This window comes from Paenibacillus riograndensis SBR5 (genome assembly GCF_000981585.1).
Taxonomy (GTDB): domain Bacteria; phylum Bacillota; class Bacilli; order Paenibacillales; family Paenibacillaceae; genus Paenibacillus_AQ; species Paenibacillus_AQ riograndensis.
This window is the reverse complement of record NZ_LN831776.1, coordinates 887,519-898,846: the sequence shown is the minus strand read 5'-3', so window position 1 is coordinate 898,846 and position 11,328 is coordinate 887,519. Positions and strand designations below refer to the sequence as shown.

The 11,328-nt window shown below is 50.0% G+C and carries 9 protein-coding genes; 2 read left to right on the top strand and 7 right to left on the bottom strand.

Going from position 1 to position 11,328, the window contains the following annotated elements; genetic code table 11:
- Positions 1-40: 40 nt before the first annotated feature.
- Both PRIO_RS03915 and PRIO_RS03910 read right to left on the bottom strand, forming a co-directional pair.
- Positions 41-298 (bottom strand): aspartyl-phosphate phosphatase Spo0E family protein, encoded by a 258-nt coding sequence (locus PRIO_RS03915; protein ID WP_020430599.1) that lies wholly within the window; start codon positions 296-298, stop codon positions 41-43.
- Between the two features lie 232 nt (positions 299-530).
- The gene (locus tag PRIO_RS03910) at positions 531-1,940 is read right to left on the bottom strand and encodes a hypothetical protein (protein WP_020430597.1); all 1,410 of its coding nucleotides are present in this window, start codon (positions 1,938-1,940) and stop codon (positions 531-533) included.
- 289 nt (positions 1,941-2,229) lie between these two features.
- Between PRIO_RS03910 and PRIO_RS03905 the strand changes: the two genes are divergently transcribed.
- Both PRIO_RS03905 and PRIO_RS03900 read left to right on the top strand, forming a co-directional pair.
- Entirely contained in the window at positions 2,230-3,507 is a 1,278-nt protein-coding gene (locus PRIO_RS03905) for an acyl-CoA thioesterase/bile acid-CoA:amino acid N-acyltransferase family protein (RefSeq protein WP_046501160.1), read from the top strand.
- 137 nt (positions 3,508-3,644) lie between these two features.
- Positions 3,645-4,202 (top strand): MarR family winged helix-turn-helix transcriptional regulator, encoded by a 558-nt coding sequence (locus PRIO_RS03900; protein WP_046501159.1) that lies wholly within the window; start codon positions 3,645-3,647, stop codon positions 4,200-4,202.
- Positions 4,203-4,319: 117 nt separating this feature from the next.
- Here PRIO_RS03900 and PRIO_RS03895 read toward each other — a convergent pair whose 3' ends face one another.
- From PRIO_RS03895 to purM, 5 genes are all read right to left on the bottom strand, one after another.
- Positions 4,320-5,636, bottom strand: a complete 1,317-nt coding sequence (locus PRIO_RS03895; RefSeq protein WP_020430585.1) for an SEC-C metal-binding domain-containing protein — start codon at positions 5,634-5,636, stop codon at positions 4,320-4,322.
- A gap of 275 nt (positions 5,637-5,911) precedes the next feature.
- The gene (purD, locus tag PRIO_RS03890; protein ID WP_020430583.1) at positions 5,912-7,177 is read right to left on the bottom strand and encodes a phosphoribosylamine--glycine ligase; all 1,266 of its coding nucleotides are present in this window, start codon (positions 7,175-7,177) and stop codon (positions 5,912-5,914) included.
- Positions 7,178-7,199: 22 nt separating this feature from the next.
- Positions 7,200-8,747, bottom strand: a complete 1,548-nt coding sequence (gene purH / locus PRIO_RS03885; protein ID WP_020430581.1) for a bifunctional phosphoribosylaminoimidazolecarboxamide formyltransferase/IMP cyclohydrolase — start codon at positions 8,745-8,747, stop codon at positions 7,200-7,202.
- Between the two features lie 280 nt (positions 8,748-9,027).
- Entirely contained in the window at positions 9,028-9,642 is a 615-nt protein-coding gene (gene purN / locus PRIO_RS03880) for a phosphoribosylglycinamide formyltransferase (RefSeq protein WP_020430579.1), read from the bottom strand.
- Positions 9,642-10,682 carry a phosphoribosylformylglycinamidine cyclo-ligase gene (gene purM, locus PRIO_RS03875; protein ID WP_020430577.1) on the bottom strand — a complete coding sequence of 347 codons (1,041 nt, stop codon included), beginning with the start codon at positions 10,680-10,682 and terminating at the stop codon, positions 9,642-9,644. Before purM ends, purN begins: the two co-directional genes overlap by 1 nt.
- Positions 10,683-11,328 lie beyond the last annotated feature (646 nt).

The following is an 11,328-nucleotide window of genomic DNA, read 5'->3' as shown; positions in this document are numbered from 1 at the left end:
TAGAAGGTTGTGTAGTGCGCAGATTGGGTTACCCTCCGTTTTATGACGCGGAGTTTGCGGTGCGGTACAGCTGTGAACGGGTTGGCCATAGCTCTTCGGATGCCAGCCGGTTGATTGCTGCGCCTGATCTTTTTTTCACTTGGGTGATGCTGCTCCGGGTGTATTGGTTAATCAGTTCGTCTAGTACCATCGATTGATGAAGCACGGCTGGATGATCCAGATCGTACTGGTATTGCAAATTATTCAAATCTTGCCTGGCTTGTTCCAATATTTGTTTCAAACATTCTTCTTCTCTCACTCTTATCCCTCCTCTTTTAGTATTTTAGAGGGCTATGTCTTTTTCGGGGTGAAAATTTTTTCAGATAATTTTAGAGAGAATTCAAAAAAAGACCAGCCGGGGACTGGTCTTTTTTCAACTATTTATTAACAACAGAATAATAACGATCGATTAACCCCCATGAACTTCAGAAAAAGTGACGAAGGAGTGACCCGCTGCTGCAGGAATTGAAATAACCAGCACCAGGGCAAAACTAACTACGACCAACAGAGATGCCAATTTTCTTTTCATATTCTTCTTCCTCCTCTTTTAATAGGTTCTGATATCTATTTTGCATTTCTGGGGATGCCAGCGCTCTATATTTCTCAAATAATCTCACACAGGCCAGAATCCGGGTTTCATTGCAGATCAACGATGACGTGGACAGACTATTCAATAAGTATTCAAAACCCATCAGATACAGGCCTTGCCGCAGATAGTATTGGGCAACTCCATACAGAAAACGGGCATGCTGCTCGGAGACCACTTGCTTCGTATATACACCCACAGCCTCTTGATGTTTGATCTGCATGTAGTCCTTGATTTCGGAATCAAAATAATGCAGGATGACATCCACATTGAGATCGAACAGGTTGGCAGCGGTTGTTATGTTAAGCAAGCCCACTAACAGCTCATCCTTGTTCTGTTCGATATAGGCCACATAATCGGCAAGCACGCTTTCGTCCCCGCGCATCAGCCTGGACACATACATGTTGGCCTCTGCCCATCCTTTATACAGCTTCAGCCAATGTAAGGTATCCTCATCGGTTTCCTTGACCCAGCTTAAATCTTGATAGGCGTATGTAAATTGCATCTCTTGCTCATAATCGCCTCGGGCATTGCAGACACTTCCGCGAAGCAGATATGAAGAGGCCAAGTATACAAACATCGGTTTCTGAGGTTTTCTATGCTGCTCCCGTTTTGCCCTCGCTGGCTGTGGTGTCATAAAAAGCTGAATTTTTGCCAGCCGCCCCATTTCCTCGGCTATCCGTTCCACTTTGTCCCAACGCCTCAGCGAACGGTAGGTATTCGCCAGGTCCCTAAGCGCATCAAGCTGGTCGATCTCATCAAGCCGGTCTACAAAAGGCTCAAACTGGAGCGCACACTGGAGGTTGTCCTCCTGATTATCGCTTAGCCGGAGCGTAAACAGGCGATACTGGCAAAAAGCCAGCCGTTCGGAATGCTGTCTCCTCTCACTGAGAGCGACGCTTTCATAGAGCAACGCTGCCGCGGCGCGTCTGCCTTCTGCAAAAAATTCTTCAGCTGTCTCAAACAGCAAAGGAGAATATGTCAGATTATCCAGGAGCAGCGGCAGGATTCGCCTGATGCAATCCAGCTTGTCCAGCTCCGCACAACGGTACAGAAAGGGTCTGACCCTGCGCCAGTTCGGTACGGCTTCAACCATACATTCCTGAATATACTGCTCGTAAAAATGCCCTTTGGGCATGCCCAGCACAGCAGTCATCCGGTCCAGCTGATCCACTCCCATAATCCGGTTACCCTTCAGAATAGAGCTCACCGTGCCTGCATTCAGCCCCGCCAGCCTTCCTAACTGGCTGAAACTCAAAGCTTCCCGTTCAATAAAACTCTCCAGCTCGGTGCGAATCGTGGTTGCATGGTTCAAAAAAAACCACCCCTTAGAAACGCTTCACAATGGCGAATTTCCCCGCTTCAGCTTCGCTAGCATTTGATAATATTTCCTAATATATTGCAAATATAACCATAACCTGCGGCCATGTCAATTCATTTTTTCGCATTCTCTCTTTTTCTGCATTATGTTATATGATACGCCATTTTTCGCGCGGAAATTAGAAAACATATTGACTATTTTACTTATAGATGTATAATCATTTTAGTCAATATATTGTCTAAATTAATAAAGCTCTTAACCACACATACAAGGAGAATAAGCCATGAAAATAAACATAGAACATCAAGAAACATTTGTAGATCAAAAAATTAATATTAGGGTTCTTGATTTAAATCCTAATAGTCGACTAAAAGTAAGTCTGAAAATGGAACTTCCCTGGTGCAGCGGTGATGAATTTTCTTCCTACGCAGTTTTTGTCGCAGATGAAACGGGAAAAGTGGATTTCGACCTAGCAAAGCCTGTGGAGGGAAGCTATGAAACGGCTAATAGTATGGGCCTGATCTATTCATTAAAACAGTCTACATCTACAGGGAAGAATATCGCTGAGAATATTTCTATTGAAAAGCCAATCATCATGCATCTATTATTTGAATCCTCTATAGAAAGAAAGGAAGTACAGTTAAAAAGGCTGTTTAAAGCAGAAGACATTCTTGTCAAACAGATCAATGAAAGTTTTACCGGGCAACTGTTTTATCAGAAAAACACCAATAACAAAACCGTCTTAATGGTGGGAGGATCGGATGGACAAATGCAATCTTTGGCTCTTATGGCCGGACCTCTTGCTTCCAGAGGATTTAATGTGCTGATTACATCCTACTTTGCTTCTAAGGGTTTGCCTGAAAAGCTAGAAGAAGTGCCTTTGGAGTATTTCGAAAAAATATTTAAGTGGGTGGAAGACAATGAAATTACAAGAACGAAAGATATTTATCTTCATGGAACGTCGAAAGGCGGTGAATTAGTTCTTTTACTGGCTTCCAGATATAAACAAATTAGAAAAGTAGTTGCCGTAGAACCTCACACCTATTGTTTTCAGGCCCTTGATGGGTTAATGAGTGGAAGGAATGTCTCTTCTTGGTCCTATCAGGGAAAATCGATTCCATTTATTGAAGTAGACAACAAAATTTTCTTTGAAGATCAGAAAAAGGACATTGAAAAAGGAATTCCATTCGGATTTGCCAGCACATACCGGAAAAGTATTGAAAACGCAACGAATCTAGAAGAATCGAGGATAAAAGTTGAAAATTCCCAGGCTGAGATTCTTTTAATTTGCGGGAAAAAGGACAATATATGGAACAGTTATGATGCATGCTTGGAAATATTGAAGAACTTAAAGAGCAACAATTATAAGCATCATGCGGAATTATTATCTTATGAGAATATGGGGCACCCCATGCCAATTCCCTATATCGTTCCAATTAGCTTAACCTTAGAAATGCCAATGAATGGCGGTGTGTTTTCTTCCGGTGGAACTATTGAGGGAAACGCGGAAGGACAATTTCAATCCTTTAAACGAACGATTGAATTTTTTAATGAGCCGTGATAGAATCATGGGCAATTGGCAAAACTTTAGATTAATTCAAACGGGTGGCTGCAAAACAATTTTGCAGTCACTCTATGTTTCATCCATAGTAATTAGGCCAAATATTACAGAATTCATCTGCGAGGTTGGTTATTGTCATGGATTACGATAAGGAACTCTATCTATTACATCTTATGAAACAGGTCTATTCCAGTCTGATCTCCGTTTCAAACAAGCTTCAAGCAACAGGTGACAAGTATAGTGCGCCCTTAACTTCCAGACAATATATGACTCTGCTTGCAATCCTTCATTTACCCGAAGATGAAACGACAATCATTAATATTGCCAACAAGCTGGGGGCAACCAAACAAAATATCGCCCAATTAATTAATAGCTTGGAAAAAAAGAATTTTATATCCGTTGTTTCCAGCAAAAAGGACAAACGCGCTGTCAATGTACATGTGACAACGTTAGGACTTGAAACTCTAGAAAGCTGCGGTATCAGTGTTACGATTGATTTTATGGCGGATATTTTTAAAGATTTCAAACTGGAAGAGCTGGAGACCTTGTCCAAATTTTTACTCAAATTATATCAATTTGACGGTTCGAAAATGGATGGGCTTGAGGTTGATGTACAAGTTCCAAATACTTTTAGTGAAGAAGAGATCAGAACTGCGATAGAAAGGTTTTCAATCAGAAGAAATGGTAAATTATAAGGAATATAGGAGGAAAAGCGCATAAAAAGCGGGTGTGTTTTCGTTACAGAAAATACACCCGCTTTCTATGTATCTGGTTTTGCTTACTTTATGCTCACATGCCGAAGCTGGCTATCCCTATTGTTTTAGCATCCACTTCAGCAGATCCGGCACGCTCGCCCATAGACGAGAGTGCATAATAACATATTCAATCGCTTCGTTGGAATCGCCCATTCCGACAAAATCAGGGAGGTTATGGGGCAGCCGCTTCACACCCAGCAGGTAATCGGGCACATGCTTGTTCACACCCCGGGCCACGCGGTACAGCATTTTGAGCTGGGAGGTAATTCCGTTCTTCTTATACTCCAGAATGATCCGGTCATAGGCAAAGGCTGCGGCGGCGTCATCCTTGCCATACTTCTCCAGCACCTGCTCTGCCTGCTTCAATTGGTTGCTGTACAGGTACACAGCAGCGAGCAGGTAGCGCGCTCCGGTATTATCTTCCGTATTCAGCTCCAGAATATGCTCCAGGATTTGTGCTGCTTCTTTGGCATTTCCGCCAAACCAGCAGGATTCGGCGTAGCTTTTACAAATCCGGATGTATGGCCGGGTCTCATGAAGCCCCCAGAAGTCCCCTTTGTTCTTCTCAAAAAACAGTTCGCCCAGCTCGCGTTCGCCTGCGGCGATTCCGGCCTTGAGATAAGCCCGTGCCTCTTGCTCATTGTCCGATTCCTCAGCCAATATGAGATACGCATCAGAGCTGTCAGGGTACATCTCCAGCGCCGTTTCCGCCAGCTGTATTCTCCGTTTGGAAGAACTGGCTTCCATCGCCATATACAGCAGAGCCTGCGCTTTGTCCTTCGGTGTGCCCGGGCCGTTCAGCATCGCCAGTTCGTCAGCTTCGCCGCCCATGCCGTAATCCTCGATGTAATTGAGTATCTCCTTAACCTTGCGGGAGATCGTCGCCGCCGTTACCTCATATTTGTCGGCCAGCTCAGCCTGCGAAACATTGAAGCCGTATTCCTCGGACAGCAGATACTCGATTGCGGCACAGAACGAGCCTGTCTTTTTCACGGCAGGTCTGGTCTGGCGTGAATAGCCGTTCCATAGCACCAGAGCTTCAAAAATCAGCTCCCGCTCGTATTGGTTCCTCATGCTCTCGATAAGCTGCAGGGCCAGCTGTTCGTGAGCCGGATGCTCCCATTTCATTTCACGTGCCACCATCTTTTTCAGCTTGGTCAGGGTCAGCTTGCCCTCAGGCTGAATCGAGGTTTCCTGGACCGCCTGTTCCATTTCCGGCCGGATAGCTGTCAGCTCTTGTGCAGCCGCCGCTTCCTCCGTTGTTACCAGCCGCAGTATGGATTCTACCGCAGAGGACTCCTTGTCCAGGCAGCATTTCTTATATTTTTTCCCGCTTCCGCATGGGCACAAGTCATTTCTTCCAACCTTACTCAAAACTAATTCCCCCTTAAATCTGTCACTAACCATTCGCATGAGCTCATTGCTGCTTAAGCACTACAGGCATCATTTTCCGGCACGAGGCATTCTATATCACTTACAACTTCCGATGATTTAAAAAAGGCCTTTCCTGAAAGGAAAGACCCTTTATCTGTATATATCCGCACATTTTTTCCCCCGTACGAGTTGTATTATAGCACTTCTTCTACCACTTGTCAGTCCTTTTTTGGGACTAATAGCGTAAAAACTTGCGCTAATACAGTTCTTTATCCTCAGATCAGCGCCTTCATGGCGATGTCGCTGCGGCTGTGCATTCCGGGAAATGAAATCTTCGCCACGCTGGCGTAGGCTGCTGAACGCGCTTCAGCAATGCTTGCTCCCATGCCAACGACTCCCAGCACGCGTCCGCCATTCGTTACCCATGTTCCCTCTTCCGTCCGTTCCGTTCCGGCATGAAAAACCAAATCATTCGGGCTGTTCTCAAGACCGGCAATCGGCACGCCCTTCGGATAAGGCCCGGGGTATCCCTCAGAAGCCAGGACCACGCATACCGCTGCTTCCTCGCTCCACTCAATCTCGGCCTCTGCCAGTCTTCCTTCCGTGACCGCAAGGAATATCTCCAGCAGATCACTCTTAAGTCTTGGAAGCACGACCTGTGTTTCGGGATCGCCGAAACGTGCGTTGAATTCAATGGTCTTCGGTTTGCCATCCGGTGAGATCATCAGGCCGGCGAACAGCACACCGCTGAATGGACGGCCTTCCGCTACCATTGCCCGGGCTGTCGGCTTGATAATCGTCTCCACCGCTTCCTGAATAATCGCTTCGTCAATATGCGGCAGCGGTGAGTAAGTGCCCATGCCGCCTGTATTCGGGCCTTTATCACCGTCAAATACAGGCTTGTGGTCCTGTGCGGCAGCCATCGGACGCACGGTCTCTCCATCCACAAAGGCAAGAATCGACATTTCCTGACCGGCCAGAAACTCCTCAATGACAACCTGTGCCCCGGCCTCCCCAAACACCTTGGTCACCATGATATCCCGCAGGGCGAGTTCCGCCTCTTCCCGGGAGTAAGCCACGGTCACACCTTTTCCCGCCGCCAGCCCGTCCGCTTTGATGACAACCGGCAGTCCCTGGCCTCGTAAATAGGACAGCGCCGCTTCGTAGTCACTAAACTTCTCATAGGCAGCGGTAGGGATGCTGTATTTATGCAGCAGATCCTTCATAAAGGTTTTACTGCCTTCAATTTCCGCTGCATTCTTGCGGGGGCCGAATACAGGAATATGATGTGCTTCGAATGCATCGACAATGCCAGCCGCCAGCGGATCATCCGGCCCGATGACGACGTAGTCAATGCTCTTCTCCTTGGCAAAAGCGGTCAGCTTATCGAACTCGAACACGCCGATCGGCACACATTCGGCCAGCTGCGCAATCCCGGCATTGCCGGGTGCGCAGTAGATTTTACCCGCTTTGGGACTGCGGGACAGGCTCCAGATGATGGCATGCTCGCGGCCGCCGCCGCCCACTACTAAGATATCCATTGAATTGAGTCCTCCCAGCGTTCTAGTGTTTGAAATGGCGAACGCCGGTGAAGACCATGGCAATACCATATTCATTAGCAACTTTGATGGACTCTTCGTCCTTGATGGAGCCGCCCGGCTGAATAACCGCCGTGATGCCGGCTTTTGCCGCCATTTCCAGCGTATCGCCCATTGGGAAAAACGCATCGGAGGCCAGCACAGAACCCTTGGCTTTCTCCCCGGCCTGCTCAATGGCGATCTTCGCCGCACCGACACGGTTCATCTGGCCTGCACCTACGCCGACTGTCATATCATCCGCCGCCAGCACGATAGCGTTAGACTTCACATGCTTAACTACCTTCCAGCCGAACAGCAGCTGCTTCAACTCTTCTTCAGTAGGCTTGCGGTTCGTCACCACCTGCAGCTCTTCCGGATTGACGGAGTGCACATCGCTCTCCTGAACGACCATGCCGCCTTCAATGGAAGTTACCACAAAGCTGGATTTCCGCGCCGCAGCCGTGCTGAGATTGCCCAGTTTGAGCAGGCGGATATTCTTTTTCTTCGTGAGAATGTCCAGCGCTTCCTCTGTGAAGCCCGGTGCCAGCACGATTTCCAGGAAGATGTCCTTCAGCATATTGGCCGTATCGGCATCAATAATCCGGTTGGCCGCTACGATTCCGCCAAAGATGGAGGTTGGATCGGCATTATAGGCTTTTTGATACGCTTCATATACACTTGCCCCTACGCCTACCCCGCAAGGATTCATGTGCTTAACGGCTACCACAGCCGGCTCTTCGAACTCCTTCACGATCTGCAGCGCCGCGTTGGCGTCATTGATGTTGTTGTAGGACAGTTCCTTGCCGTGCAGCTGCTCAGCAGATGTGAGGGTGTCCTGGGCAGCCAGAGGTTTGCGGTAGAACGCTGCTTTCTGGTGCGGATTCTCCCCATACCGCAGATCCTGAATTTTCTCGTAAGTTACCGTATAGCGCTCCGGCAGCGGTTCACCGGTCACATTCGCCAGATAATCGGAAATCAGGGCATCGTAAGCCGCCGTGTGGCGGAACACTTTTGCCGCAAGACGTTTGCGGGTTTCCAGAGTGGTATCTCCGCCTGCACGCACTTCCTCAAGCACCGTGGCATAGTCGGCTGCATCCACGACCACACTGACAAAAGCATGGTTCTTCGCCGCCGAACGCAGCATCGTCGGTCCGCCGATATCGATGTTCTCGATCGCTTCCTCATACGACACATCCGCTTTGGCAATCGTCTCCGCGAACGGATAGAGATTCACGACAACCAGATCGATGTAGTCCAGGCCCAGCTCCTGCATCTGCCGAGTGTGCTCCTCGTTGTCACGGACCGCCAGAAGGCCGCTGTGTACGGCCGGATGCAGCGTCTTCACGCGTCCGTCCATAATTTCCGGGAACCCTGTCACATCCGAAATACCGATGACCGGTACGCCTTCTTTTGCCAAAAGGGTGCTAGTGCCGCCTGTGGAGATGATTTCTACGCCCAATGCAGACAACCCGCGGCAAAAATCCACGATGCCCTGTTTGTCCGATACGCTGACCAGCGCTCTTTTGATACTCACTTTGATAGTCCTCCTCCGGATGGTGTTAAATTTAGTTGCAGGTGAAGCGTACTGAGAAAATCTGCTATATAGATTGAACCTGAAATCTGTAATCTTCGTTGTGCCGATACTAACCTAATTGAGTAAAATGGTTTACCAACCTCAATGCAGCTGCGAGGGACGGTGTACAATCTCCGTTTATTTCAACACCAACTGTGCAAAAAAAGAACAAAATCCGCCTTCTTCCGGGCTGCCTTCACTGCTTGTGCAATATTTCCCGAGAAATATCAGAACCGGGCGGCTATTCCCGAATAACCGTTTTTCTGCCATCCAGTTCTACCTTTCCTTCAGCCAAAGCACGCACAACCTCAGGATACAGCTCATATTCCACTTGATGAATGCGCTCTGCCAGCGATTCCACAGTGTCACCAGGCTCCACGGCCACGCTGCGCTGGGCAATAACCGGTCCGGTATCCATGCCGCCATCGACAAAATGCACCGTTACTCCCGTCAGCTTCACACCGTAATCCAGCGCTTGGTCAATGGCGTCCTTCCCGGCGAAGGCGGGTAAAAGCGAGGGGTGGATATTCACGGTCCGGCCTGCGTAAGGCGTCAGCAGCACTGGGGTAATCAGCCGCATATATCCGGCCAGAACGATCAGGCCGATATCCCGGCGCTGCAGCTCGGCTACGATCTCAGCCTCGTAGAGCTCGCGGCTTGCGAAGTCCTTCGGCCGCAGCATCAGAGCGGGGATGCCCGCCTCCTCCGCACGTTTCGCCACAGGCGCTTCCGGCCTGTCGGATACCAGCAGCTCTATACGCCCTCCGCCAAGCTGTCCTGCCCGCTCGGCTTCTGCCAGTGCGGCAAAATTGCTGCCCTGCCCGGAGGCAAAGACAGCGATCCGGCTCCACTGCATCACACTTCAGCTCCCGTAAAGGTAACGATGCGTTCCCCTTCCGTTACTCTGCCAATCAAATAGGCTTCTTCCCCGGCCGCTTTTAACAATTCCAGTGCGCGTTCTCCATCCGCCTCAGCCACAACCAGCACCAGACCTACGCCCATATTAAAGGTGGTGAACATATCACGGTTGCTGACTCCGCCTTTTTTCTGCAGCAAATCAAAGATCGGCAAAACCGGCCACGAGCCGTAGTTAATGTCCACGTTCACACCTTCCGGCAGCACGCGCGGAATGTTCTCAATGAACCCGCCTCCGGTAATATGGGCCATGCCCTTGACCGGCAGCTGCTCCAGCAGCCCCAGCAGCGGCTTCACATAAATCTTGGTAGGCGCCAGCAGCACATCTACCAGCGGAGCGCCCAGCTCCGGCACCACATCGTTCAGCCCATAGCCGTCTTCCTCCAGCAAAAGCTTGCGCACCAGCGAAAAGCCGTTGCTGTGCACACCGCTGGACGCCAGGCCAATGACCGTATCTCCAGGCGCGATATCCGCACCTGTCACCAGCTTGGCCTTGTCGGCTACACCCACCGTGAATCCGGCGATATCATATTCACCCGCCGAATACATGCCCGGCATCTCAGCCGTCTCGCCGCCGATCAGCGCGCAGCCTGCCTGATGACAGCCTTCGGCAATCCCGGCAACAATCGCTTCGATCTTTTCGGGCACAACCTTGTCGCAGGCCAGATAATCAAGGAAGAACAGAGGCTCTGCCCCCTGCACCACAATATCATTCACACACATGGCTACCGCATCGATGCCAATCGTGTCGTGGCGGTCGGCCGCGAAAGCGATTTTGAGCTTCGTGCCCACCCCGTCGGTTCCCGATACGAGCACCGGCTCTTCATACTTGTCTTTATTGAGTCCGAAGAGTGCACCGAACCCGCCGAGCTCTGTCATCACTTCCGGACGGAATGTGCGCTTCACATGCTTCTTCATGCGTTCTACCGCTTCATTGCCAGCTGCAATATCCACTCCGGCGTTTTTATAAGCTTCCGACACTATTGGACACCTCATTTGAATTAGTTTAGAGCGCGTGTGTTCGGGGCGGCAGGGATTTGAAGCGTGGTGGTTATAGTCGTCATTACGAGGAATGTTTGGACTTCCGGTCGCTGTTATGTTTGGATTTCCTTGATTTAAACCGCTGTCCGCGGTAGAAATCCAAACATAAAGGCGAACGCTATCGCTCCTCCAGTTCCAAACTTCCTCTCCATAACTCCAACCACCGGGTTCAACCCCCGCCGCAAGCCGCAGTTACGCGCCTTGCACAGGGCAGTCAGCCGGCGCTTTTGGCGAAGCCAAGCGCCTCCTTTAGCGAGAGCTCCCCCGCTTTTGCGCAGCAAACAGAACGGGGACTCAAGCTTTTGCCCTTGGCGCACGGGGCGAAGCCGTGCGCGCCTTAGGGCGAGAGAACCCCCGCTTTTGCGCAGCAAACAGGCTGGTTCTTGAGCATTCAGGCCCGGCGGGGCAGCATGCCGCCAGGGCGCGGTGCGCCGTAAAGCGTGTCCGCAGGACAAAGCGGGCCCCCGCACCCACGTCCTCTTAGCAAGTTTAGAGCAAACTCCTACCGCCGAGCTTTCGGGTGGCCGGAGGGCAGCGCCCTCTGGAATCCCCCTTTGCAAGGGGGACTTAGGGGGATGGACCCACG